This window comes from Methylobacterium sp. Leaf88 (assembly GCF_001422795.1).
Classification (GTDB): Bacteria; Pseudomonadota; Alphaproteobacteria; order Rhizobiales; family Beijerinckiaceae; genus Methylobacterium.
Genome location: NZ_LMMK01000024.1, coordinates 297,969 through 321,922, shown reverse-complemented (window position 1 = coordinate 321,922; position 23,954 = coordinate 297,969). Strand labels below are relative to the sequence as shown.

26 protein-coding genes are annotated in these 23,954 nt (G+C 70.2%); 6 read left to right on the top strand and 20 right to left on the bottom strand.

Annotation, left to right across the window (positions count from 1 at the left end):
* Entirely contained in the window at nucleotides 1-1,002 is a 1,002-nt protein-coding gene (locus tag ASF20_RS15840) for a hypothetical protein (RefSeq protein WP_056215174.1), read from the bottom strand.
* 13 nt (nucleotides 1,003-1,015) lie between these two features.
* A complete protein-coding gene (locus ASF20_RS15835; RefSeq protein ID WP_056275583.1) occupies nucleotides 1,016-1,705 on the bottom strand; it encodes a YoaK family protein in 690 nt (229 codons plus the stop codon).
* A 168-nt stretch (nucleotides 1,706-1,873) separates the two neighbouring features.
* Here ASF20_RS15835 and ASF20_RS15830 point away from each other — a divergent pair, with 168 nt between their 5' ends.
* The 3 genes from ASF20_RS15830 to ASF20_RS15820 are packed head-to-tail and all read left to right on the top strand — an operon-like array spanning nucleotide 1,874 to nucleotide 3,848.
* Nucleotides 1,874-2,302: a response regulator gene (locus tag ASF20_RS15830; RefSeq protein WP_056215166.1), complete on the top strand. Its 429-nt coding sequence runs from the start codon at nucleotides 1,874-1,876 to the stop codon at nucleotides 2,300-2,302.
* 51 nt (nucleotides 2,303-2,353) lie between these two features.
* Nucleotides 2,354-2,716: a hypothetical protein gene (locus tag ASF20_RS15825; protein WP_056215163.1), complete on the top strand. Its 363-nt coding sequence runs from the start codon at nucleotides 2,354-2,356 to the stop codon at nucleotides 2,714-2,716.
* Nucleotides 2,717-2,771: 55 nt separating this feature from the next.
* Complete coding sequence (locus tag ASF20_RS15820) at nucleotides 2,772-3,848, top strand: ROK family protein (RefSeq protein ID WP_056215160.1); 1,077 nt, start codon at nucleotides 2,772-2,774, stop codon at nucleotides 3,846-3,848.
* A gap of 14 nt (nucleotides 3,849-3,862) precedes the next feature.
* On the opposite strand, the gene ASF20_RS15815 is transcribed toward ASF20_RS15820, so the two are convergent.
* From ASF20_RS15815 to ASF20_RS15750, 14 genes are all read right to left on the bottom strand, one after another.
* Nucleotides 3,863-4,474 (bottom strand): DUF2939 domain-containing protein, encoded by a 612-nt coding sequence (locus tag ASF20_RS15815; RefSeq protein WP_056215156.1) that lies wholly within the window; start codon nucleotides 4,472-4,474, stop codon nucleotides 3,863-3,865.
* 14 nt (nucleotides 4,475-4,488) lie between these two features.
* The gene (locus ASF20_RS15810) at nucleotides 4,489-5,046 is read right to left on the bottom strand and encodes an RNA pyrophosphohydrolase (protein ID WP_056275718.1); all 558 of its coding nucleotides are present in this window, start codon (nucleotides 5,044-5,046) and stop codon (nucleotides 4,489-4,491) included.
* A gap of 92 nt (nucleotides 5,047-5,138) precedes the next feature.
* A complete protein-coding gene (locus ASF20_RS15805) occupies nucleotides 5,139-6,347 on the bottom strand; it encodes a divergent polysaccharide deacetylase family protein (protein WP_056275580.1) in 1,209 nt (402 codons plus the stop codon).
* Nucleotides 6,348-6,485: 138 nt separating this feature from the next.
* Nucleotides 6,486-7,808 (bottom strand): S41 family peptidase, encoded by a 1,323-nt coding sequence (locus tag ASF20_RS15800; RefSeq protein ID WP_056215148.1) that lies wholly within the window; start codon nucleotides 7,806-7,808, stop codon nucleotides 6,486-6,488.
* On the bottom strand, nucleotides 7,808-9,130 hold the full coding sequence (locus ASF20_RS15795; protein WP_244476451.1) for a peptidoglycan DD-metalloendopeptidase family protein: 1,323 nt from the start codon (nucleotides 9,128-9,130) through the stop codon (nucleotides 7,808-7,810). Before ASF20_RS15795 ends, ASF20_RS15800 begins: the two co-directional genes overlap by 1 nt.
* Nucleotides 9,131-9,159: 29 nt before the next feature.
* Nucleotides 9,160-9,660, bottom strand: coding sequence for a 23S rRNA (pseudouridine(1915)-N(3))-methyltransferase RlmH (gene rlmH / locus ASF20_RS15790; protein ID WP_056275575.1), 501 nt, complete (start codon nucleotides 9,658-9,660; stop codon nucleotides 9,160-9,162).
* Nucleotides 9,661-9,676: 16 nt separating this feature from the next.
* Nucleotides 9,677-10,120 (bottom strand): ribosome silencing factor, encoded by a 444-nt coding sequence (gene rsfS / locus ASF20_RS15785; RefSeq protein ID WP_082501367.1) that lies wholly within the window; start codon nucleotides 10,118-10,120, stop codon nucleotides 9,677-9,679.
* A 63-nt stretch (nucleotides 10,121-10,183) separates the two neighbouring features.
* Entirely contained in the window at nucleotides 10,184-10,807 is a 624-nt protein-coding gene (locus ASF20_RS15780) for a nicotinate-nucleotide adenylyltransferase (RefSeq protein WP_056275573.1), read from the bottom strand.
* 30 nt (nucleotides 10,808-10,837) lie between these two features.
* The gene (locus ASF20_RS15775; protein ID WP_056275714.1) at nucleotides 10,838-12,136 is read right to left on the bottom strand and encodes a glutamate-5-semialdehyde dehydrogenase; all 1,299 of its coding nucleotides are present in this window, start codon (nucleotides 12,134-12,136) and stop codon (nucleotides 10,838-10,840) included.
* A 108-nt stretch (nucleotides 12,137-12,244) separates the two neighbouring features.
* On the bottom strand, nucleotides 12,245-13,381 hold the full coding sequence (gene proB, locus ASF20_RS15770) for a glutamate 5-kinase (protein WP_056215418.1): 1,137 nt from the start codon (nucleotides 13,379-13,381) through the stop codon (nucleotides 12,245-12,247).
* 76 nt (nucleotides 13,382-13,457) lie between these two features.
* A complete protein-coding gene (gene obgE, locus ASF20_RS15765) occupies nucleotides 13,458-14,492 on the bottom strand; it encodes a GTPase ObgE (RefSeq protein WP_055947820.1) in 1,035 nt (344 codons plus the stop codon).
* Between the two features lie 159 nt (nucleotides 14,493-14,651).
* Nucleotides 14,652-14,918, bottom strand: a complete 267-nt coding sequence (gene rpmA, locus ASF20_RS15760; protein ID WP_056179428.1) for a 50S ribosomal protein L27 — start codon at nucleotides 14,916-14,918, stop codon at nucleotides 14,652-14,654.
* 39 nt (nucleotides 14,919-14,957) lie between these two features.
* Complete coding sequence (rplU, locus tag ASF20_RS15755) at nucleotides 14,958-15,272, bottom strand: 50S ribosomal protein L21 (protein WP_056215136.1); 315 nt, start codon at nucleotides 15,270-15,272, stop codon at nucleotides 14,958-14,960.
* A 223-nt stretch (nucleotides 15,273-15,495) separates the two neighbouring features.
* Nucleotides 15,496-17,028, bottom strand: a complete 1,533-nt coding sequence (locus ASF20_RS15750; protein ID WP_056275570.1) for a helicase HerA-like domain-containing protein — start codon at nucleotides 17,026-17,028, stop codon at nucleotides 15,496-15,498.
* A 148-nt stretch (nucleotides 17,029-17,176) separates the two neighbouring features.
* Between ASF20_RS15750 and ASF20_RS15745 the strand changes: the two genes are divergently transcribed.
* Both ASF20_RS15745 and ASF20_RS15740 read left to right on the top strand, forming a co-directional pair.
* Nucleotides 17,177-17,611 (top strand): DUF2267 domain-containing protein, encoded by a 435-nt coding sequence (locus ASF20_RS15745; RefSeq protein ID WP_274534728.1) that lies wholly within the window; start codon nucleotides 17,177-17,179, stop codon nucleotides 17,609-17,611.
* Nucleotides 17,612-17,826: 215 nt separating this feature from the next.
* A complete protein-coding gene (locus ASF20_RS15740) occupies nucleotides 17,827-18,873 on the top strand; it encodes a GNAT family N-acyltransferase (protein ID WP_056275567.1) in 1,047 nt (348 codons plus the stop codon).
* Nucleotides 18,874-18,885: 12 nt separating this feature from the next.
* Here ASF20_RS15740 and ASF20_RS15735 read toward each other — a convergent pair whose 3' ends face one another.
* The 4 genes from ASF20_RS15735 to ASF20_RS15720 all read right to left on the bottom strand — a co-directional run bounded on the left by ASF20_RS15735 (nucleotide 18,886) and on the right by ASF20_RS15720 (nucleotide 22,828).
* The gene (locus ASF20_RS15735) at nucleotides 18,886-19,977 is read right to left on the bottom strand and encodes an acyltransferase (RefSeq protein WP_056275564.1); all 1,092 of its coding nucleotides are present in this window, start codon (nucleotides 19,975-19,977) and stop codon (nucleotides 18,886-18,888) included.
* 84 nt (nucleotides 19,978-20,061) lie between these two features.
* Nucleotides 20,062-20,925: an SDR family oxidoreductase gene (locus ASF20_RS15730; RefSeq protein ID WP_056275561.1), complete on the bottom strand. Its 864-nt coding sequence runs from the start codon at nucleotides 20,923-20,925 to the stop codon at nucleotides 20,062-20,064.
* Entirely contained in the window at nucleotides 20,922-22,067 is a 1,146-nt protein-coding gene (gene queG, locus ASF20_RS15725; protein WP_082501377.1) for a tRNA epoxyqueuosine(34) reductase QueG, read from the bottom strand. The genes ASF20_RS15730 and queG overlap by 4 nt, the downstream gene beginning before the upstream one ends.
* A gap of 68 nt (nucleotides 22,068-22,135) precedes the next feature.
* Nucleotides 22,136-22,828 carry a glutathione S-transferase family protein gene (locus ASF20_RS15720; RefSeq protein WP_056215114.1) on the bottom strand — a complete coding sequence of 231 codons (693 nt, stop codon included), beginning with the start codon at nucleotides 22,826-22,828 and terminating at the stop codon, nucleotides 22,136-22,138.
* 255 nt (nucleotides 22,829-23,083) lie between these two features.
* Here ASF20_RS15720 and ASF20_RS15715 point away from each other — a divergent pair, with 255 nt between their 5' ends.
* Entirely contained in the window at nucleotides 23,084-23,887 is an 804-nt protein-coding gene (locus ASF20_RS15715; RefSeq protein WP_055948865.1) for an undecaprenyl-diphosphate phosphatase, read from the top strand.
* Nucleotides 23,888-23,954 lie beyond the last annotated feature (67 nt).

The window sequence follows — 23,954 nt, the reverse complement described above, 5'->3', positions numbered from 1 at the left end:
TCAGGCCGGGAGAGTCAGGAGGCCGGCCTGCCCGTCGGCGCAGCCGAAGGCGAGGCGGCTGCCGCGCCCATCCCAGGCCAGGGCCGAGATGGCGCTGCCCTTCACCGCGGGCCGGACCAGCAGTTCCGAGGCGTCGGCGAAGCGCACGAGCAGGATGCAGCCGTCCTCGTAGCCGATGGCCAGGACCAGGGCCTTGGGGTGGAACGCCACCCGCGAGACCCGGGCGGGCCGCACGCCGCACTCGCGGGGTGCCTTGCCGGTGGGGCCTTCCTTGGAGTCAAAGGGCCAGACGATGGCGGCCTCGGCGCCGCTGGTCGCGAGCCAGTGTCCGTCGCCCGACCAGGAGACCGAGCGCACCTTCGCAGGGTATCCCGACATCCGCATGTGGCCCCGGTCGGGTTGCAGACGCCAGCCGTGCAGGGAGTTCTCCTGCATCGTCGTCACGACGAACCGGCCGTCCGGCGACCAGGTCACGTCGATATGCGAGCCCTTCCACTCGATGAAGTCGGGCGCGGTGTCGAGGTTGGGGTACCAGAGGGTGGCGCCGTTGTAGTGCGCCACCGCGAGACGGTAGCCCTTGGGCGCGAAGGCGAGGCCGCGGGCGGTGGAGGGCGCCGCGAAGGTCTTCTCCCGCCCCTTCGCGTCGCGGGCGACGACATTGCGCCCGGCCGCATAGGCGAGGCCGCCCTCGGGATGCAGGGCAAGGGCGTCGATCCAGGCACCGTTCTTTGCGCGGGCGACCTCGACGACGTCGCCCGCGTCGGAGGTCGCCACCACCCGGCCATCGTCGCCGCCGGTGACGAGGCGGCGGCCGTCGCCGGCCGCCACCAAGATGCCGGCCTCCGGATGCGCCTCGACCCGGCGGAGTTCGGCGCCGGAGGCCAGGAGCACGCCGCCGTCCCCGAGGGCGAGGGCCAGGGTGTCCTTCAACCAGACCGTGGCGGTGACGTGGGCACCGGCCGCCAGCGGCGTCACGTGATCGAGGAGGGAGGGGACACTCATCGCAACGGGTCTCTCAACCAGGGGCTCGCGGGCTCACTTGGCGACGGCGGCCTTCGCCGGCGCCGCGCGCCGTCAGGACCGTCGCGACGAGCGCGAGGAGGCCGGCGATGCCGGCGGGAATGGCGAGGGCATACAACGCCAGCCTTCCGTAGGCGACCGTTCCGGCCACGGATCCGACGAGGAGCGCGAGCCAGACGACGCCGTCGCCGATCCAGGCGGTGCGCGCACCGCGCCGGGCGAGCGCCAGGGCGAGCTTCTGGCCGAACCCGAACAGGGCGCCGGTCACGAAGGTGGTCCCGGCCCGGAAGCCCTGGACATGGGACAGCACAGCGTTCTGCGCGCCCATCGCCAAGGCCAGCATCAGCGAGGCGATGCCGGAATCCGGCGCGGCCGTGGCGGCCTCGAAGGCGGCGCCGACGATCGCGGTCTCGAAGCCGAGGATGACCGGGGTGACCCAGCGCGCGGGCGTCAGGGCCGAGAGGCCGCCGCCGCAGATGCCGCCCGTGAGGAAGGCCGCAATCAGCAGGGCCGGCAGAAGAGCGTGGTGCGGGTCGCCGTACCCGAGGGAGACCGCGAACTGGGTCGTGTTCCCGCTCATGAACGAGGTGTAGAGGCCGCCGAGCCTGATGAACCCGAGGGCGTCCACGTAGCCGGCCAGGGCCGTGAGGACGAGGCCGAAGCCGAGATGCCAGGGACGGGTCATGGACGCAACGCGCACCCGCTCACCGGCACCGCCGCAGGGTTAAAGCTTCGCTTACCAAGTCCGCGCAATTGGAGTGATCGGCGGCGAACGATGCGCCTCGGCGACCCGTTTGTCTTGCGATCCGGCTCGGCCCCCAGGGGCTCACGCCGGATGAGTAGGAGTTGCGTCATGATTTCCTTCGCCTGCGCCTTTCCCGCCCATCCCGCCTTCAACCCGCGCGCCGCCGCCGAGACCGTCCTGGTGGTCGAGGATGAAGCCATGGTCTGCGAGCTCGCCGCCGAGGCGCTGCTCGACGAGGGCTACCGCGTCCTCACCGCCGCCGATGCCGACGCGGCGGAGGACATCCTGGCGCGGGAGCGCGTCGACCTGCTCTTCACCGATATCGATCTGGCCCGCAACACGAACGGGATCGCCCTGGCGCATCGCGCGCGCCGCTACTTGCCGAACCTGCCGGTGGTCTACACCTCCGGTGGACGCGGCCACCTCTCGCAGGCCGAGGCCGTCACCCAATCCGTCTTCGTTCCGAAGCCCTACCGCCTGAGCCATCTCGTGGCCCTCGCCAACGAGATCCTGCGTCCCCACCCCCACCACGGTTGAGACCGGACCGCGCGCGGCGCGGGTTCGGCCGCCGGAGCCCGGAGCCTTCCCATGCGCAATCTGTTCCTCCCTCTCCTCGTCCTCCTGGCCGGCACGGCGACGGCCTCGGCCGCCTGCGACGTGAAGGGCGCCAAGCTTGAGGAGGCCATCGCGGCCAAGGCCGAGCTGCGCGAGACGGCCAACAAGCAGACGGTGCGCGACCTGCGCACCCTGCGCGACGCGGCCATCGTGCTGGAGACCTACAAGTACGCCGCCGAGTGCGAGCGCTTGGTCGAGATCGTGCGGGCCCTCGCCGCGAACCCCGAGAAGACCATCGAGCGCGGCGGCGATACCGACGAGGACAAGGCCGAGGACCTGATGGAGGCCCGCGAGCCGAAAGCGCCGGCCCCGGCCGAAACCGCCAAGCCCAAATGAACGCGCCGTGCGTTGAGCTGCGCAGAACGACACGACGAGGGGCAAGCGGAGCGGCATGGCGAAGGACACTCAGATCCGCGAGGCGGGCATCGCGCACGCGGCGCAACGGCTGCCGTCGGTGGTGGTCGACGATTACAACATCGAGCTGAAGGACGGCGACGGCTTCATCGGCGACCGGGTTTCGAAGTCTGCGTTCCGCGAGATGCTGGAAGCGTGCCGGGAGCGCCTGCGCGCCGTGGGCGCCGATCCGCTGGGCGACAAGGCGAGCTGCGATTTCTCCAAGCGCCGCATCGACCAGATCCTCCTCGGCGAGGATCCCCTCGCCGCGGGCGTGGTGTTCAGCGCCATCGAGGACTTCGCGCAGGAACTCGCCCGCGTGGCCCGCCTCTTCCTCGGCCAGGACGGCTGGGAGGGAACGCAGGCGATCGTGGTTGGCGGGGGCTTCAGCGACAGCCGGGCCGGCCGCCTCGCGGTCGCGCGGGCGGGCTACCTTCTGCGCGCCGGGGGCCTCGGCATCACCCTCGAACCGATCCGGCACCATCCCGACGAGGGCGGCCTGATCGGCGCGGTGCACCTGGCGCCGTCCTGGATGTTCTCCGGATACGACAGCCTGCTGGCCGTCGACATCGGCGGCAGCAACATCCGCGCGGGCGTCGTGGTTACGAATCTGAGGAAGGCCGCGGACCTCTCGCGCAGCGAGGTCTGGCGCTCTGAGATCTGGCGCCATTGCGACGAGGACCCGATGCCGAGCCGCGACGAAGCGGTGGAGCGCCTCGTGGGCATGCTCGGCGACCTGATCCGCCGGGCGGACCGCGCCAGCCTGACGCTGGCTCCGTTCGTCGGCATCGGCTGTCCCGGCATGATCGAAGCCGACGGCACGATCGATCGCGGGGGCCAGAACCTGCCCGGCAACTGGGAGGGCCGTGACTTCAATCTCGCCGAGCGGGTGACGGCCGCGATCCCCCGGATCGGCGAGCATCCGACCATGGTTGTCATGCACAACGATGCCGTGGTGCAGGGCCTCAGCGAAGTTCCGCACCGGACGGACGTGACCCGATGGGGGGTACTCACCATCGGCACCGGCCTGGGCAACGCTCGGTTCACCAACCGCGGCACGGAGGACGAGATCTAGCCGCCGGGGCGGCCTCAGCGCGCCTTCGCGCCGGTGCGCGCGAAGGCCTGGGCGATGCGCTCGCGCAGCTCGTCGTTCAGCTCGATGTCGACGATGCGCCAGGTCCAGGCGCGCAGGCGCAGGCGGATCCGCAGGCGGCGGTCCCGGCCCGCCTCCGGCGGCACGCCGACGACCACGGTGCGGAAGCCCCGCATCTCGGAAGCGAGATAGAACGGGATCAGCCGGCGCAGGGTCTCGATCCGCAGGCCCCCGCCCCCCGATTTCTGCTCCGGCCCGTCGCGGCCAAATTCCACCGATTGCGGCCACCCGTCATCGAGGAGGTCGACGACCGTCCTGGGCGTGACCAGGGCCTCGGCGATCGGGATTGCCAGGGCCGCAGCGGCCTCGGCGATGCGCTGGCGCTCCCGGGGCTCCGCATCCGGCGCGGCGGGATCCCGCGCCTGGGCCGCCGCGGCGGCCTGTCGGATCACCGAGAGGCGCAGGGATCGGAAATTGACGTGCTGGGTGATGTAGTCGGTGTCGTGCGCCTGGACCGCGCGGGCGATGTCGTAGAGCGCCCAGAGCGGCGTCAGCGTGTACGCGAACCAGCCGAGCACCAAGAGGATCGGGATCGACCACCACCGCATCGGGCGTCAGGCCGTCACGCCGGGACGCGCCACGTCGTGAACCCGGAGAAAGCGTCGACCACGCCTTCGTAGACCGGCCGCTTGAAGGGCACGATCAGATCCGGCAACCCGGCGATCGGCTCCCAGCGCCAGGCATCGAACTCGGACGTGAAGGCACCGTTGCCCGGCGTTGCGACGTCGATCTCGTCGTCCGAACCGAGGAAGCCGAAGGCGAACCACTTCTGCGTCTGGCCGCGGTAACGCCCCTTCCAGGCCTGCTTCAGCACCTCCTGGGGCAGATCGTAGGAGAGCCATCCCGGGGTCTCGCCGAGGCGCACCACGGAGCCGGCCGAGACGTTGGTCTCCTCGTACAGCTCCCGCAGGGCGGCCGCTTCCGGATCCTCCCCCTCGTCGATCCCGCCCTGGGGCATCTGCCAGGCCCGTCCGTCCGCCACGTGCTCCGGCCCGGCATCGGCCCGCCGCCGCCCGATGAAGACGAGACCGGCGCGCGAGATCAGCGTGATGCCGACGCAGGGACGGTAGGGAAGGTCGGCGCCGTCGGCGAACGGGGATGCGGTCATGGCGGCGACCATAGGCAGGCGGGGCATGTGCCGCAACGCACGAAACGGCGCCGCAGCGCAATTCCGAGCCGGGTCGCCCGGCCCGATCCATTACTCCGGATGTCTCAGGGCTTGGCGCTGGTGAGCCGGGTACTTGCGCCGCTCCCACGCAGGGCGACGCTGACGGGAACGAGGCGGATGCCGCGCGCCTCCGCCTCGGCGGCCCAGCGGGCGATTCGATCGATGCTCATCGGCAGGGCAGAGGCGGAGCCGAAGGCGAAACCCTTCTGACGCGCCTGCGCTTCGAGCCGGGCCAGTTCCCGGTCGATGGCCTCGGGTCGCGCCAGGGCGTCGAGGACGATCTCGGCCCGGGTGAAGGGCACCTTCCCCTTGGCGGCCAGCGCGGGGGCGATCGAGCGCGGGGAGGTGCCGTCGTCGACGAAGCCGAGGCCCCGGGCCCCGATCTCGCGCAGGACCGGCTCCAGGGCAGCCGGATCGCTGGTGAGCTTCGCACCCATGTAGTTGACGATGCCGACGAAGCCCGAGAACCGGCTCATCACCCAGCTCAGGCGATCGAGATTCTCCGGCGGGCGCGAGCTGGTGAGAAGCGTCTGGGGACCAGGATCGCTGTCGGGATAGTCGAAGGGCTCCATGGGCACTTGGAGCAGGGCCTCGTGTCCGGCCTCGCGGGCCCGGGCGACGGTCCGCTCGAGGTCGCTGCCATAGGGCGCGAAGCCCAGGCTGATCGCCGGGGGCAGGCGGGTGATAGCGCTGGCGGTCGCCGCCTGGCCGATCCCGAGGCCCGAGACCAGGATGGCGATGCGGGGCCCGGAACCACCGGGATCCGGCCGTGCGTAGACGTCGAGAGGGCGCAGGCGCCCCTCGCCGAGGCGGGGGATGTTGCCGTGGCGGCCGCGTTCGACGAGCCGCGGATCCGGAGCGGCGCTCAGCTTCACCGGGGTCGTGGACGGAACCTGGATGACCACCGCATCGGTGGGGGCGGCCGTGCCCGTCGGGCGAACGACGGTGACGCCGGAGGCGGTCTCGACGTCGCTGGCGCTGCTTGGACCGGATTTCGCGGCCTCGGGCTTCGATGCCTGTACGGCCGGCTCCGGTAGGACCGGTTCGCGGAGCGCGATGACCGCCACGGCGCTGGGCTCGCCGCCCTCGGGATCCCCGGCCACGACGAGGATGCTGGCGCCGAGCACGAAGCCCGCCACGAGGCCGCCGAGCACCATCGGGGCGGTCACCCGCACCTGCCGCAGCGCCCGCAGACGCTGGCCGGCGGTCGGCTTGCCGCCGAGCGGACGGGTCAGGATGTCGTCGGTGGCCACGCGCAGCCGCTTCCCCAGGCTCCCGGACCGGGGATCGCTGAGGGACTGGCCGAAACGGCCACGGCCCCCAGCGTCGGTCCTGAACCGACATTGGGGGCCGCCATGGTTAACGCTTCGCTAAGGCGCCGCGGATCGCGCTTAGTTCGGGACGGCGGCCTTCGGCGTGTTGGCCGCGCCCTTCTGGATCCCACGCAGGAAGTCGAAAGCGGCGATGAGCTGCTTGTCCTTGGCCGGGTCCGGCGGGACGTAGGCGGACGAACCGCCGCGCTCCTCGACGTCCTTCTGCTTCAGGTGCCCCTTCAGGCCGGCCTCGCCCTTCGTCTCGTCCTTGCCCTTCAGCTCGTCCGGCACCTCCTGCAGGATCTCCTGGTCCGGCTCGATGCCCTTGGCCTGGATGGAGCGGCCCGACGGCGTGTAGTAGCGGGCGGTGGTCAGACGCAGGGCGCCGCTGCCGCCCAGCGGAATGATCGACTGCACCGAGCCCTTGCCGAACGAGCGCGTGCCGAGGACCGTGGCGCGCTTGTGATCCTGCAGGGCGCCGGCCACGATCTCGGAGGCCGAGGCCGAGCCGCCGTTCACCAGCACGACGATCGGCTTGCCCTTGGTCAGGTCGCCGGCCTTGGCCGAGAAGCGCTGCGTCTCGTCCGGGTTGCGGCCGCGGGTGGACACGATCTCGCCCCGGTCGAGGAAGGCGTCCGACACCATCACGGCCTGGTCGAGGAGACCGCCCGGATTGTTGCGGAGATCCAGCACGTAACCCTTGAGCTTGTCGGCGCCGATGTCGGTGTTCAGCTTGTCGATCGCCGCACGCAGACCGTCGAAGGTCTGCTCGTTGAACTGGGTCAGGCGGATGTAGCCGACGTCGCCTCCCTCGGCGCGGGAGCGCACGGGCTTGATCTTGATCACGTCGCGGTTGAGCGTGACCTCGATCGGGTCCTTCGACTCCTTGCGGCTGATCTTCAACTTCACCGGCGAGTTCACCGGGCCGCGCATCTTGTCGACGGCCTGATTCAGGGTCAGACCCTGGACCTGATCCTCGTCGATCTGCGTGATGACGTCGTTGGTAAGGATACCGGCCTTCGAGGCGGGCGTGTCGTCGATCGGGGTCACGACCTTGATCAGGCCGTCTTCCATCGTGACCTCGATGCCGAGGCCGCCGAACTCGCCGCGGGTCTGCACCTGCATGTCGCGGAAGCTCTTGGCATCCATGTAGCTCGAATGCGGATCGAGCGAGGTCAGCATGCCGTTGACGGCCGCCTCGATCAGCTTCGCCTCGTCGGGCTTCTCGACGTAGTCGGTGCGCACCTTCTCGAACACGTCGCCGAACAGGCTGAGCTGGCGGTAGGTCTCCGCGGAGGCCGCGACCGCGCTCGTCCCCGAGAGCAGTCGGGTCTGGGTCGCCACCATGGAGGACCCGACGCCGAGGAACGCGCCGAGCAGAACGAGGGAAACCTTGCGCATTATCCGCGAACCTTCTCGCTGGGGCTTTTCGCCCACCAAGGCTCCGGATCGATGGAGCCGCCGTCTTTTCTGAACTCTACGTACAGGACCGGATCGCCGCGATCCGCGGCTGCCGCATCGGCGCCGGTACCGCCCTCCCCCATCGCCGCCACCGGCTCGCCCGCGAGCACGAACTGGCCGACTTCGACGTTGATCTGGTCCATCCCCGCCAACAAGAGATAGTAGCCATCGCCGGCGTTGATGATCAAGAGTCGCCCGTAGGAGCGGAACTGCCCGGCGAAGGACACCCAGCCATCGGCCGGTGACGAAACCACGGCCTTCGGCCGTGTCGCGAGCGATATGCCGCGGGTGGTGCCGCCGTTGCCGTCGGGCTGGTTGAAGCTGCGCAGGAGCGCCCCGCTGACCGGACGCGGCAGGTCGCCACGGGTGTCGACGAAGCGCACCTTCGGCGAAAGCCGGGCAGGATCCCGGGCCCCGGCGGCAGCGAAGCGCTCCTGCGTCGCCCGGGCCTCGCGGGTCTCGGCGGCCTTGGCCTCCTCCGCGGCCCGGCGGGCGGAGGCGACCTCCCCCTCCATCCGGTCGAGGAGATCTTTGAGGCTGCGGGCCTGTACCGACAGCTCGGCCGTGCGGGTCCGCTCGGCCGCGAGGCCGCTCTCGACTTCGGCCTGACGGGTGCGGCGCGCGGCGATGAGGGCGTTCAGGCGCTGCTGCTCGCGGGCCCAGCCCGCGAGATCGTTGGTCAATCCTTCGCGATCGGCTGCGATGAGGCCCTTCAGCCTCACGAGTTCGGAGAGGTCGGCGGCAAGGGTCTCGGCCTCACCGCGCAGTTCGGGCACCACGGCCCCGAGCAGCATCGAGGTACGGATCACGGCGAGCACGTCTTCCGGCCGCACCAGCACGGCGGGGGGCGGCCGCCGCCCCATCCGCTGCAGGGCCGCCAGGATTTCCGCGATCACGCCGCGGCGGGAATCCAGCGAGCGGCGCAAGGCCGCCTCGCTGGCACCGAGCGTCTTGAGGCGCTCCTCCAGCCGGCTCATCCGGACCTCGGTGGCCTGCGCCTGGCGCGCAGCGTCCAGAAGCGCGGTGTTGAGCTTGGCCCGGTCGCCGCCGATGCTGGCGATCTCCGCCTCGTACTTGGCGCGGGCCCCGGTGCTGGCGGTGAGGGCGTCCTCGATGCGCCTGAGGTTCTCGGCGCGACGGGTCTTCTCTTCGAGAGCCTTCTGAACCGCCTCCGGCGTCGCCGGTTCCTCGGCGCGGAGTGCGGCCGGCGCGGCGAGGAGCGGGGGCGCCAGGAGGACGAGCGCCAGCACGCCGCCCCTCATGCAGTCTCGCCTGCGTCGCGTAGCCGGGTTCATCGCTCGTCGAGGTTTCCGCGGTGGTACGGGTGGCCGGCAAGGATCGTCAGCGTGCGATACACCTGCTCCAGGGCGAGGACGCGCACAAGCCCGTGCGGCAAGGTGGCGGCTCCGAACGAGAGGCTGAGTTCGGCCCGGTCCCGCACGGTGGTGTCCAGGCCGTCGGCGCCCCCGATGGCGAGGACGAGGACGGAGCGGCCCGCATCGCGCCAGGCGCCGACGCGCGTCGCGATGGTCTCGCTCGTGAGATCGGCGCGGCCGCGCTCGTCATAGACCGCCAGCGCCGCGCCGGCGGCCGCATGGGCGAGGATCGCAGCTCCTTCCTCGACGGCGCGGTCCTGCGCGCGGCGAGCCCGGCTCTCGGGGATCTCGGCGATGTCGCAGGCGGCGAATCCGAGGCCGCGCCCGAGCTGTGCGGCCCGTTCGCGGTAGCGGGCGGCAAGGTCGCGCTCGGGTCCGGGCTTCAGGCGGCCGACTGCCGCCACGAGGAGGCGCACGAAGCGGTGCCGGCGCTCACTCGGCGACGGCGGAAAGGGGACGATCGCTGGTCGGCCGATCGGCGCCCCACATCTTCTCGAGATTGTAGAAGCCGCGCACCTCCGGCCGGAAGATGTGCAGGATGATGTCGCCGGCATCGATGAGCACCCAGTCGCAGGCCGGGAGGCCCTCGACGCGGGCAGTGCCGAGCCCCTTCGACTTCATCTCCTGCAGGACCCGGTCTGCGATGGCGCCGACATGGCGCTGGGAGCGGCCGGAGGTGATGATCATGGTGTCGGCCAGGGAGGTCCGGCCCATCAGATCGATCTCGATCGTCTCTTCGGCCTTCATGTCCTCGAGGCAATCGAGAGCCAAGCTCCGGAGATCGTCGATCTTCCGGTTGGTGGAGTCTTCGGAGCCGGGGGCTCCGGTATGGACCGCGTCGTTCAGCGTCTGGGTTCCTGCAATCGCCATCGTCATCCCGTGATCGTACCCTGTATGCGGATAAAGTGGAACGTGGCTCTTGCCTTTTCCATGACCGGCCTAGGCACCGTCCCCCGTCCTGGCCCGCAGCGCCGTCGACGAGAGGGTCGAGCGTGGCCCGTGCAGGAAGACCCAGGCCGGGGCCGGCTTGTCGGCCAGGGTGGGCGCCTCCGCTTCGGGAAGACGCCAGCGCGCCAGGGCCCGGGCGGCGCGGGCGGCCGGGGCCGTCAGCGTGAAGCCGGGCCGGTCGATGATCGCGATTGGCATCACGCGCGCGATCTCGAAAAATCCCTGCCAGCGATGAAATGTCGCGAGGCTGTCGGCGCCCATGATCCAAACGAAGCGCACCGATGGATTGCGGCGGGTGAGGAAGCGCAGGGTCTGGCGGGTGTAGCGCGCGCCGATCCGCGATTCGAAATCGGTGACGTCGATGCGTGGATGGTCGGCGACGCGGTCCGCCTCGGCGACCCGCCGGTCGATGGCCGCGAGTTCGCCCCGATCCTTCAGCGGATTGCCCGGCGTCACCATCCACCAGAGGCGGTCGAGGCTCAGCCGCCGCAGGGCGACGAGACTGACATGCCGGTGCCCGAGATGGGCCGGGTTGAACGAGCCACCGTAGAGGCCGATGCGCAGGCCCGGCGCGACGGGGGGCAGGTGCACCGGCCCCGACGCGTCAAGGCGCATCGGGACCCGGTCGGGTCAGGCGAGACCGCGTCAAGGACGCGTCTGCCCGTTCCCGTGAACGCGATATTTGAAGGTCGTCAGCTGCTCGACACCCACCGGCCCACGCGCGTGCATCCGTCCGGTGGCGATGCCGATCTCTGCGCCGAAGCCGAACTCGCCGCCATCGGCGAACTGGGTCGAGGCGTTGTGGGTCACGATCGCCGAGTCGACTTCGGCGAGGAAGCGGGTCGCCTCGGTCATGTCGTCGGTGACGATCGCGTCGGTGTGGTGCGAGCCGTTGGTCTCGATGTGCTCGATCGCGGCGTCGAGGCCGCCGACAACCCGTACCGAGATGATGGCGTCAAGATACTCGGTGCGCCAGTCCGCCTCGCTGGCGGCGGTGACCCGGTCGTCGACCGCCTGGGTAGCGGCGTCACCGCGCACGGCACAGCCGGCATCCAGGAGGGCGGAGACGAGGGGGGCTAGGTGCGTGTCGGCACAGGCATGGTCGACGAGCAGGGTCTCGGCGGCCCCACAGATGCCGGTGCGGCGCATCTTGCTGTTGAGCAGAACGGTACGGGCCATGTCGAGGTCGGCGTCGGCCGCCACGTAGACGTGGCAGATGCCGTCGAGATGGGCGAAGACCGGAACCCGGGCCTCCGCCTGCACGCGTTCCACCAGGCCGCGCCCACCACGGGGCACGATGACATCGATGCCCCCGTTGAGGCCGGTGAGCATCGCTCCCACCGCGGCGCGGTCGCGGGTCGGCACGATCTGTATGGCGTCGGCCGGGAGGCCGGCGGCATCGAGCCCGGCGCGCATGACGCGGGCGATGGCCATGGCGGAACGGTGACTGTCCGAGCCCGCCCGCAGGATTGCGGCGTTGCCGGCCTTCAGGCAGAGCGCACCGGCATCAGCGGTCACGTTGGGCCGGCTCTCGAAGATGACGCCGATCACGCCAAGCGGGACGGCGATGCGCTCGATGAGCAAGCCGTTGGGCCGCTCGAAGGCCGCGACCTGACGTCCGACGGGATCGGGCAGCGCGCCAATCTTGGCCACAGCGTCCGCGATGCCGTTGAGACGGCCCGGATCGAGGGTGAGGCGGTCGATGAGCGCCTGGGTCTGGCCGGCAGCACGAGCCGCCTCAACGTCAAGGATGTTCTCGGCCAGGATGACGTCGCGCTCGGCGCGCAGGCGCTCGGAGATCAGGCGCAGGGCCGTGTCCTTGGTCTGAGCTGGCGCGAGGGCGATCTGGCGGGCGGCGGCGCGGGCGCGCCGGCCGATGGCGTTCATCTCCTCAGAGAGATCGCCGGGGGGCGCAAAATCGGTTCGCAGGTTCAGAACGGGCACGGCCTTCATCCTCGCGACCGTCGCGGAAAGGGGCGCGGCCGCTATGTGTTCCCGCCCGTCATGCCATGCCGGATACCGTCTCAACAAGCATCGCCGCTGACAGAGCTGCTATTCCCACACCATAGCGAGGTCGTCGCGGTGGACCATCTCGGCCCGACCCGGATGGGTGAGGAGGTCCGCGATCTCCCGGCTCGGCCGGCCGATGATGCGCAGGGCCTGATCGCTGTCATAGGCCACGAGCCCGCGCCCGAGGATGCGCCCGGCCTCGTCGCGGATCACCACCGCGTCGCCGCGGCCGAAGCCGCCCTGGACTTTCGTCACGCCTACGGGCAGCAGGCTCGCGCCGCCCTGGAGGGCCCGCGCCGCGCCGGCGTCGACCGTGAGGATGCCACGCGGCTCCAGGGAGCCGGCGATCCAGCTTTTGCGGGCGGTGACGGGGTTCGAGCCGGACAGGAACCAACTGCAGCGCCCGCCCCGGAGGATGGTGCGCAGGGGATTCTTCTCGCGCCCGTCGGCGATGATCATGTGGGTGCCGCCGCTCGCGGCGATCTTGGCCGCCTCGACCTTGGTGCGCATCCCGCCGCGGGAGAGTTCCGAGGCCGGCCCACCCGCCATGGCCTCGATCTCGGGGGTGATCCGCTCGATCAGGGGCAGGTGGCGCGCCGCCGGATCGGTGTGCGGGGGCGCGGTGTAGAGCCCGTCGATGTCCGAGAACAGCACCAGCACATCGGCCCCGATCATCGTGGCGACGCGGGCAGCCAGGCGATCGTTGTCGCCGTAGCGGATCTCGCTGGTGGCCACCGTGTCGTTCTCGTTCACGACGGGTACGGCGCGCACCTCGAGGAGCTTCAGCACCGTGGCACGGGCATTCAGGTAGCGCCGGCGCTCTTCGGTGTCCTGCGGCGTCACCAGGATCTGGCCGGCGGCGATGCCGTGATGGCCCAGAGCTTCGGACCAGTGCCGCGCCAGGGCGATCTGTCCGACGGCCGCCGCCGCCTGGCTCTCCTCCAGGCGCAGAGTTCCGGGCGGGTAGCCCAGCACCGTGCGTCCCAGGGCGATGGCCCCGGAGGAGACGACCAGCACGTCGGCGCCGCTGGCATGAAGGTCGGCGATGTCCTCGGCGAGCGCACTCAACCAGGCATGGCGCAGGCGCCCGCGCGTCCGGTCGACCAGGAGGGCCGAACCGACCTTGATGACGATGCGACGGAAATCTTGGAGATTGGGGGGCTGAACGGCGGAGGTCATCGGAAGCGTCGGCGAGAGGACGATGGAGCGCTTGTGACGACCGGTTGCCCGCCGCACAAGACCGGGTTGCCCCTCCTCAGGGTTGCCACGCCTCCGCCGGCCGCGCCTCGGCCTCGGCGAGCTTGGCGGCGTCCATCTCCCGGGCGAGCGCCCGCAGGGCGTCCTGCACGCCGAGGCCGGTGGCCGATGAAAGGATGAGGGGCTTCTTCTTCGAGGCACGCTTCAGGCGCGCGACCTGCTCCTTGAGCACGTCCGGATCAACGACGTCGGCCTTCGAGAGCGCCACGATCTCGGGCTTCTCGTCGAGGCCGTGGCCGTATGCTTCGAGCTCGCGCCGAACGAGCTTGTAGGTCTGGCCCGCATGTTCATTGGTGGCTTCGACGAGGTGCAGCAGCACCCGGCAGCGCTCCACATGGGCCAGGAACTTGTCGCCGAGGCCGACGCCGTCATGGGCGCCCTCGATCAGGCCTGGGATGTCGGCGAGAACGAACTCACGCTCGTCGGAGCGCACCACGCCAAGGCCCGGGTGCAGCGTCGTGAAGGGGTAGTCGGCAATCTTGGGCTTGGCCGCCGTCACGGTGGCGAGAAAGGTCGACTTGCCGGCGTTCGGCAGCCCGACGAGACCCGCATCCGCGATGAGTTTCAGGCGCAGCCAGACCCATTGCTCGTGGCCTTCCAGGCCCGGGTTGGCATGCTTCGGGGCGCGGTTGGTCGAGGTGGTAAAGTAGGCGTTGCCGAAGCCGCCGTTGCCGCCCTTGGCGAGACGTACACGCTGGCCGACATGGGTCATGTCGGCGATCAGGGTCTCGCCGTCCTCGGCCAGGATCTCGGTGCCGGCCGGCACCTTCAGCACCACGTCGGCACCGTTGGCCCCATGGCGGTTCGAGCCCATGCCGTGCTCGCCCTTCTTGGCCTTGAAGTGCTGCTGGTAGCGGTAGTCGATCAGGGTGTTGAGGCCGTCGACGCACTCGACCCAGACGTCGCCGCCGCGCCCGCCGTCGCCGCCGTTCGGGCCGCCGAACTCGATGAACTTCTCGCGCCGGAACGCGACGCAGCCGGCGCCGCCGTCACCGGAGCGGACATAGACCTTGGCTTCGTCGAGGAATTTCACGGGCGGACTCGGATCGGTTTGGGGCTCGGCACGGACGCGGCGCCGAAACGTCGACGGGCGACACGTTGGACGAAACGACAACGGGGAAGACGGTTTCCCATCTTCCCCGGGATCATCTGGTGGTCGGGCCCGCCTGGCGGAAGGCCCTGGCTCGGCGCCTTACTCGGCGGCTTCCTGCATCGGCACGACGGTGACGAAAGCGCGACCGCGCTTCGTCTCGAACAGCACCCGACCTGCGGCCTTGGCGAACAGGGTGTGGTCCGTGCCGATGCCGACATTGGTGCCGGGATGCCACTTGGTGCCGCGCTGGCGCACGATGATGTTGCCCGGAATGACGGCTTCCGAACCGAACTTCTTCACGCCGAGGCGCTGGCCGGCCGAGTCGCGGCCGTTGCGGGACGAGCCGCCTGCTTTTTTATGAGCCATGGGGAATTACTCCGAATTCTTGGATCTCAGGTCGGATCGTCAGGCGCTGATGCCGGTGATGCGGACCACCGTGTGATGCTGGCGGTGGCCCCGCTTGCGGCGGGAGTTCTGGCGGCGGCGCTTCTTGAAGGCGATGACCTTCGCGTCGCGGCCGTGGCTGACGATCTCGCCGGTGACGCTGATGCCCGAGAGCAGCGGCGCGCCGACCTGAGTGGCGCCTTCGCCGTTCGTGAACAGGAGCACGTCACCGAAGGTGACGGCCGAACCGGCCTCACCCGCGAGGGTGGCGATCGTGATGGTGTCGTTGGCGGCGACGCGATACTGCTTGCCGCCTGTCTTGATGACTGCGAACATCGTTCTCTCTTCGTGTTCTCTGCCGGTCTCCCGCTCGCCGCGAAGCGAGCCTGGACCGTCTTCTTGTTCAGGTCATCCGCGACACCGGATCGGGGCTTGATGCCTGGGCCGAGCGCGAACGCGAAACGCGCGGACTTCGTCGAGGAAGCCGCGCGAGAGGCGGTGGATAGGCGGGGACGGGGTGATTTGTCAATGCGGGCGCGAAGCCTCGGCGCCCGACAAGCTACCGCTTCGTCAAGCCGCCCAGGACGTTCCGCAGGATCGCGTTGCCCACCTCGGTCCCGACCTTGCGGGCCATCGAGCGGGCGGCGTTGCCGAGCACCTGCTCGGCGAGGCCGGGGGCCGGCCGGCGGCCGCCCTTACCGGCGGGCTTGCCGCCAAGGACGCCCCCGAGCCAGCCGCCGAGCATTCCGCCCAGGCTCCCCTCGGCGGCCTGGGCCCCGTCCGCTCCGCCGCCGAGGCCCTTGCGGGCGGCCAGCATCTCGTAGGCGCTCTCGTTATCGACCGCTTGGTCGTACTTGCCGCGCACCGGGCTCTTCGCCAGGAGCTCGGCGCGCTCGGCCGGGGTGATGGGACCGACGCGGCCCTGGGGCGGGGCGATCAGGGCGCGCTCGACGACCGAAGGCGTGCCTTTCGCTTCCAGGAACGAGACGAGGGCCTCGCCGACGCCGAGCTCGGTGATGGCCTTGGCGACGTCGAAACCGGGATTCTGGCGGAAGGTCTCGGCCGCGGCCTTCACGGCGCGCTGGTCGCGGGGCGTGAAGGCGCGCAGGGCGTGCTGCACCCGGTTGCCGAGCTGGCCGAGGACCGATTCCGGTACGTCCAGGGGATTCTGCGTCACGAAGTAGACGCCGACGCCCTTCGAGCGGATCAGGCGCACCACCTGCTCCACCGCGTCGAGGAGGGCCTTCGGGGCGTCGTCGAACAGGAGGTGCGCCTCGTCGAAGAAGAACACCAGCTTCGGCTTGTCGAGGTCGCCGACCTCGGGCAGCTGCTCGAACAGCTCGGAGAGCATCCAGAGCAGGAACGAGGCGTAGAGCCGAGGCCGTTGCATCAGCTTGTCGGCGGCCAGGATGTTGACGATGCCCCGGCCCTCGCGGTCCACCCGCATGAAGTCGTTGAGGTCGAGGGCCGGCTCTCCGAAGAAGCGGTCCGCTCCCTGGTTCTCGAGCATCAGGAGCTGGCGCTGGATGGCGCCCACGGAGGCCGCCGAGACGTTGCCGTACTGGCCCGAGACCGCCTTCAGGTTCTCGGTGAGGTAGAGAAGCAGGGCCCGCAGATCCTTGAGGTCGAGGACCGGCCACTTGTTGTCGTCGGCGACCCGGAAGGCGATGTTGAGGACGCCCTCCTGGGTGTCGTTGAGCTCCAGCAGGCGCGCGAGCAGCAACGGCCCCATTTCGATGACGGTGCAGCGGATCGGATGGCCCTGATCTCCGAACAGGTCCCAGAACACCGTCGGGAACCGGTCGGGCTCGTAGGGGATCCCCAGTTCCGCGGCGCGCCCGACGAAGACCGGCTTAGATTCCCCGGCCGCCGCGAGGCCCGAGAGATCCCCCTTGATGTCGGCGGCGAAGACGGGGACGCCGGCGTTGGAGAACCCTTCCGCCATGACCTGCAGGGTCACGGTTTTGCCGGTGCCGGTGGCCCCCGCCACAAGGCCGTGGCGATTGGCGAGCCGGAGGGTTAGGCCCTCGGGCTTCAGGCTGCCGTCCTTCAGCGGCGCCTTACCGACCAGGATCGTGCCATCGTCCTGCATGACCGTCCGTTCCTCTTCGCCGGCCTGGGCGCGGCGGCATCGACCGTGAGGGTTATGGGCCGCGACCGCGGCATTTTCCAGCGCTTCGCGGGCCGGCCTTGATTTCGGGGCGACGAGGCCGGAAGGACAACATCCCGACCGAGCAGCAATCCCGGCCGCGCGGAACACCCGGCCACCCAGGAGCCCGTTTGAGATGGAAGAGTTGATCGCCCGCGTGACGAACCGGACCGGCCTCGACGCCGCCACGGCCCAGACCGCCATCGGCCATATCCTGGCCTTCCTCCAGAAGGAGGGGCCCGCCACCGAGGTGAGCCAGCTGCTCAGCGCCCTGCCGGGATCCGAGACCACGATCGCCGAGGCCAATGCCGGCGAAGGCGGCGGCGGCCTGATGGGCATGCTCGGCGGCATGATGGGCGGCGGCGGCGTCATGGCGCTGGGCCAGAAGCTGATGTCGGCCGGTGTGCCGATGGGCCAGATGCAGCCCCTCGGCCAGGAACTGTTCGCCTACGGCCGCGAGAAGGCCGGAGAGGACGTGATGGGACCGATCGTCGGCTCGATCCCGGGTTTGAACCAGTTCGTCTGAGTCCATTCGTGTGCGATCGGCGGGCCCGGTCCTTCGGCGACTACCCATCGGGCGGTCGCCGAGCTGCCGGGTCCTTCCCGTTGCAAACCTCTCTGGCTAAACGGCAATCCGTGTCATAAAAGCGTGTGGGCTTCGTGATGTTGTGACGTCCCGAAGGCACGAGGCCAGGGGCTCCCGCGGAGCCGCCTCGGTGTCCCGACAGGGCGGATTGGACGATGGTCCCGAACTTCGCGCGCGATGCCTCCATGGCGTGGCTCAATGGCTGGGAGGCGCATGTGCACGCCCCCTTCGCCCGGCTGAAGCAGCGCACCGCCGAGGCGGGACGCGGCGGCCTGCCGGCCTTCCATCCCCGCGGTCTGCTGCTCCCGCCCGGGGCGGCGCCGATCCGGTTCAAGCCCCGCCTAAGGAAGCCCCTGGCCGCGCCAGGCCTCCCCCCGACCCTCGGCCGGATCGGTACCCTGGAGGTCCGCCTCGCCACCACCGTCGCGGAGATCCGGCGGGCCCAGCGCCTGCGCTACCGGGTGTTCTACGAGGAGATGTCGGCGGTCCCGAGCGGCTTCGCGATGCTGTCGCGCCGGGACATCGACGATTACGACGCGGTCTGCGACCACCTCCTCGTCATCGATCACGCGGCCGTGAACACCACGCCCTTCGCCACCAAGCCCTTCCGCCGGGCCCGGCCGAAGGTGGTCGGCACCTATCGGCTTCTGCGCCAGGAAGCGGCCGACAGCCACTTCGGCTTCTACACCGCAGGCGAGTACGACATCGCCCCGATGATGGCGGCCAATCCGGGGGCGCGCTTCCTCGAACTCGGGCGCTCCTGCGTGCTGAAGCCCTACCGGACGAAGCGGACGGTGGAACTGCTCTGGGCCGGAATCTGGGCCTATGTCCAGCACCACCGCATCGACGCCATGCTGGGCTGCGCCAGCCTGGAGGGAACCGACCCCGACCGCCTCGCCCTCCCCCTGAGCTTCCTGCACCACCATGCCCGCGCCGCGGAGGGCTGGTGCGCCCGCGCCCTGCCCGAGCGCTACGTCGCCATGGACCGCCTCGCGCGTGAGGCCGTGGATCCCAAGGCGGCGCTGCAGGCGCTGCCGCCGCTGATCAAGGGCTACCTGCGCGTCGGCGCCACCTTCGGCGACGGGGCCGTGGTGGACCATCAGTTCGGCACCACGGACGTCTTCGTGGTGCTGCCCGTCTCGGCCATCGCGGAGCGCTACCGCGACCATTTCGGACCGGCGGCGAACCGCAGGGCTGCCTGACGGCCCATCGGCTCAGGGTCTCGCCGTCCCGGTGGCGGCAAGCCCCGGACGGCCCTCGACGGCGGGGGCCGTCCGGCTTCCGAGGGCACGCAGGAGTGGCCGCTCGAGGGCGTGATAGGCCACGAAGCCGACAGCGACGCCGAGGACCAGCGCCAGGGCGACGAGGAGGTCGGGCGCCAAGCTGTCCCGCGCCACCGCAGCCCGCAGGAGTTCGAACGTGATCGTGTGGGTGAGATAGATCGAGTAGGACGCGTTCCCGAGGCCCTCCAGCGCCGTTCCGATCCGCATGCCGGCGCGCTCCATGAGCAGCAGGCCGCCGACCACGCCGGCGCTCGGAACGCCGAAGACCAGCACCCGGTAGGCGGCCCCCGGCAGGGCGACGGTGCATTCCAGTTCCGAGGCGTGACCGAAGCCGAAGACCAGGTTCAGGGCAAAGCCGAGCAGACCGAAGGCCAGAAGATAGCCCGCATCCGTGCGCCCGACGGTGCCGCGCTGGTAGAGCCACGCGAGGCCGATGCCGAAGCCGAATTCGAGGATGACCGGATTGAGGAGGAACAGGGTGAGGTGCTCGGGCCGCACGAGGGCGAAGAGTCCCGCGAAAAGGGCGAGCGCCGCGGAGAACCGGCCCCTCGGCGTCCAGAAGAGCCAGGCGCGGGCGAGATAGACGCAGAGATAGAACAGCATCTCGAAACAGAGCGTCCAGCCGACGGCGAGGTACGGCATCTCGAAGCCACGCTCACTGAACGGGATGAACAGCACCGTCGCGGGAATTCGGTGCGGGTCGGGCAGCCCGGACAGGAGCGTCAGGCCGACGACGAGGCCGCTCAGGAGCCAGTAATACGGCACGACGCGCAGGACGCGACGCAGGGCGAAGCGATGCGCGGAGGGCAGATCGACGATGCGCTGCGCCGTGAGGGTGATGATGACGCCGCTGATGACGAAGAAGACGTCGACGCCGACGGCTCCGAAATCCTCGAGGTGGCCGAGGCGGCCCTGAACGGGCTGCCGGGCACTCAGGGTCCTGGCGAGGTCGAAGGCGTGGGCGTAGACGACCAGGCACGCCGCGATTCCCCGTAACGCCTGAAGGGAATGGAGGATTTTCACGGCGTGGTCCCTCGGTGAGGCGGGCCGAACCGTCGCGATGGCCGGTGCGACCGGACCCGGGCGTCCACGGGGCAGGCCGGGCCGCTACGCCGTTCGCGCATCCGCCACGAGGGCGGCCAGGCCCTCGCGGTAGGTCGGATAGGCGAGGTCGACGCCGAGTTCGTCCCGGATGCGGTGGTTCCGGACCCGCTTGTTCTCGCCGTAGAAGCTGCGCGCCATGGGGCTGAGGTCGGCGGTCTCGAAATCGACCTCCGGCGGCAGCGGCAGGCCGGCGAGCTTGGCGGCGTACTCGGTGACCACCTGCGGCGGCGTCGGCTCGTCGTCGGTGACGTTGTAGACCGCGCCGCCCCGGGGCTTGTCGATCGAGGCCAGGAGCGTCGTGGCGATGTCGTCCACGTGGATGCGGTTAAAGACTTGGCCCGGCTTGATAATCCGCTGCGACTTGCCTTCGCGCAGCTTCACGATCGGGTTGCGGCCCGGGCCGTAGATGCCCGACAGGCGGAACACCTGGACGGGTTTGCCGGTCTCGCGGCCCAGCGCCAGCCAGGCCTCCTCGACGGCGAGGCGCCCCTGCGAGCGCCCGCTCACCGGACTGGGAGCGGTATCCTCGTCGATCCAGGCGCCCTGGTGGTCGCCGTAGACGCCGATGGTCGAGAGATAGCCGATCCAGCCGATGCCGCTCTTCGCGATGGCGTCGCGGTATACGCCGAGGGTCGTGTCGAGGTCGCGGACCGGAGGGGCCGAGACGAGGAGCACGTCCGTGTCGGCGAGGTCGGCCGCGATGCGGGGGTCGTCGGAACCCGGTCCGAAGGCCCGCATCGCGGCGATGTCGCCGGGTCCGGTCCGCGCCGGATCGGTGACCGTGGCGCGGACCGCGTCGAAGCGGTCGCGAGCGCGCTCCACGAAGCGCCGGGCGGTGAAGCCGAGACCGAAGACGAAGAGGTTCATGCAGCAACGGGTCCTGTCGTCTCGGGGCCGTCGGAATCGAGGGCCAGGCGCCACTCGGCCCGGACGGCATCGTCGGTTTCGCCGAAACCCCGGGCGTTGAAAAGGGCCCGCAACCCTCCCGGAGGGACGAGGCGCCCGAGGGCCCACACCGCCATGCCGCGCACGAGGGGCGACGGATCGGACAGGTTCGCCTCGGCCGCCGCGGCGAGACCGGGCTCGCCGGAGTTGCCGATGGCGATGAGGACGTTGCGCAGGAAGCGGTCCCGGCCCGTGCGCTTCACGGGCGTGCCGGCGAAGCGGACCCGGAAGGCAGATTCATCCAGGCCGGCGAGCTCGGCCAGGGGCGGCGCCGCGAGATCGGCGCGGGCGGCCATGCGGCCCTCGGCGGCCACCGCGGCGAACTTGTTCCAGGGGCAGACGGCGAGGCAGTCGTCGCAGCCGAAGACCCGGTTGCCGATGGCGGTGCGGAACGCCGTCGGAATCGGCCCGGCATGCTCGATCGTGAGGTAGGCGATGCAGCGGCGCGCATCGAGCTGGTAGGGCGCCGGAAAGGCGTTGGTCGGGCAGATGTCGAGGCAGCGGCGGCAGGAGCCGCAATGGTCGGCCTCCGGCGCGTCCGGCTCCAGCTCGGCCGAGGTGTAGATCGCCCCCAGCAGCAGCCAGTTGCCGAGGTCGCGCGAGACCAGCACCGTGTGCTTGCCCTGCCAGCCGAGGCCGGCGGCGGCGGCGAGCGGCTTCTCCATCACGGGGGCGGTGTCGACGAAGACCTTCACCCGGACGTCGCCCTTGGCCGAGAGGTAGCCGCCGAGCTCCTTCAGCTTGCCCTTGACCACCTCGTGGTAGTCGCGCCGCTGGGCATAGGCCGCGATGGCGCCCCGGTCGCGCCGGGCCAGGAGGGCCAGGGGATCGTGCTCCGGGCCGTAATTCATGCCGAGCATGACCACGCTGCGCACCCCCGGCCACAGGGTGGCGGGGTCGGCGCGCTGGTCGGCCCGCTCGACCATCCACTCCATGCTGCCGTGGTGGTCGGCGGCGAGCCAGGCGGGGAGCCGGGCCTTCAGTTCGGGCACGGCGTCGGGCCGGGTGACGCGGACGGCCTCGAAGCCGAGGAGGCGAGCGCGCGCCTCGACGGCGCGACGCAGGTCGGCGCCCGCGAGGACGGTTCGGGGCGCCCTGGTGGCGGCCCGGGCCTGCGGCGTCCGCTTTGGGTTCAAAAATCCAGGTTCGCGTAGTGGTCCGCCGGCGCCATGCCCGGCACCCGGTCGGCCAGCAGGGTGCGGAAGCACGGGCGGGATTTCACCCGCGCGTACCAGTCCCTCGCCGTCTCGTCCTCGTCCCATGGCACGTCGCCGAGATAATCCACGCAGGACAGGTGGGCCGCCGCGGCGAGATCGGCATAGGTCAGATGGTCGCCCGCCAGCCATTTCCGGCGGGACATGAGGTAGCCGATATACTTCATGTGGTAGCGCACGTTGGTGCGCGCGGCGCGAATGGCGTTCATGTCCGGCGGGCCGCCGCCGTTGGCGCTGTTCATGAAGCGCTTCGAGATCTTCTCGGTGACGAGGTACTCGGTCACCTCGGCGTTGAACTTCACCAGGAACCAGTCGAGCAGGCGGCGGACCTCGACCCGGGCCGCCGGGGTCTCGGGCAGGAGGCGCCGGCCGCTGAGGCCGAGCCCGCGGGTCTCGTCGAGATACTCGGCGATGATTCCGGCTCCCGGCACGGCGAGCCCGGTCTGCTCCACCAGCACCGGCGTCGTCCCGGCCGGGTTGATCAGCAGGAAGGCTTCGCGCCGGTCCCAGGCACGCTCCTCCATCAGCGTCGGCTCCATGCCCATCTCGGACAGGACGAGGCGGATGAAGCGGGAATGCGGGCAGAAGGGAGAGTGGTAAAGCGTCGCCATCGAGGCCGTTTCGAACGGGGAGGGTGTGCCGGGGGACGGGCCGCGTCGGTGCCCCGCGGGGATGGTCGGCGGCGATAACACTTATGGCCCGATGATTGCCGCCTCATTAACATGCCTGGCGCGAACGCGATAACCATCCGTCAACCTTGACGGATCAGCCTCGATCCGCGAAGGCCGCGCGAGGTGGATCCACACCCCCCGCTCCGGACCGGCCCGGTCCCCCGAAACACCCCCAACCGTCGAGGCGCTGAGATGATGGATGCGATGGGCATCGCGAAGGCGGTCGTGCTTGCCGTGGTGGAGGGGGCGACCGAGTTCATCCCGGTCTCGTCCACCGGGCACCAGCTCCTCGTCGGCCACTTCATCGGCTTCGAATCGCCCAACAACACCTTCGAGGTGCTGATCCAGCTCGGCGCGATCCTGGCGATCCTGGCCGTCTATTTCCGCCGGCTCCTCGGCATCACCCTGGCGCTGCCCAACGACCCCAAGGCCCGTCGATTCGTCCTCGGAATCCTGGTGGCCTTCCTGCCGGCGGCGATCATCGGCGGCCTCTTCTCGAAGTACATCAAGTACTATCTCTTCAATCCCTGGATCGTCTGCGCGACCCTGGTCGCCGGCGGCATCGTCCTCCTCGTCCTCGACGAGACCGACCTCGAGGTGAAGAAGCGGGACGTCTTCGACTTCACCCTGCCGATGGACTTCCGAATCGGCCTGTTCCAGTGCCTCGCGATGATCCCCGGCGTGTCGCGCTCGGGCGCCACCATCGTGGGCGCGATGCTGATGGGGGCCGACAAGCGCTCGGCCACCGAGTTCTCGTTCTACCTCGCGATCCCCACCATGGCGGGGGCCTTCGCCAAGGACCTGCTCGACAACTACAAGAACCTGTCGCGGGACGACACCGGCCTGATCGTGATCGGCTTCATCGTCGCCTTTATCTCGGCCTTCATCGTGGTCCGGACGGTGCTCGACTACGTCGCCTCCCACGGCTTCCGGCTGTTCGCCTGGTGGCGCATCATCGTCGGCTCGCTGGGCTTCGCCGGCCTCATCATCTTCGGCTGACGCGCGTCGCCCGGTCCCCGGATCGATCGGGATAAAAAATACAGAACGGGGAGGCGATTGCGTCCGC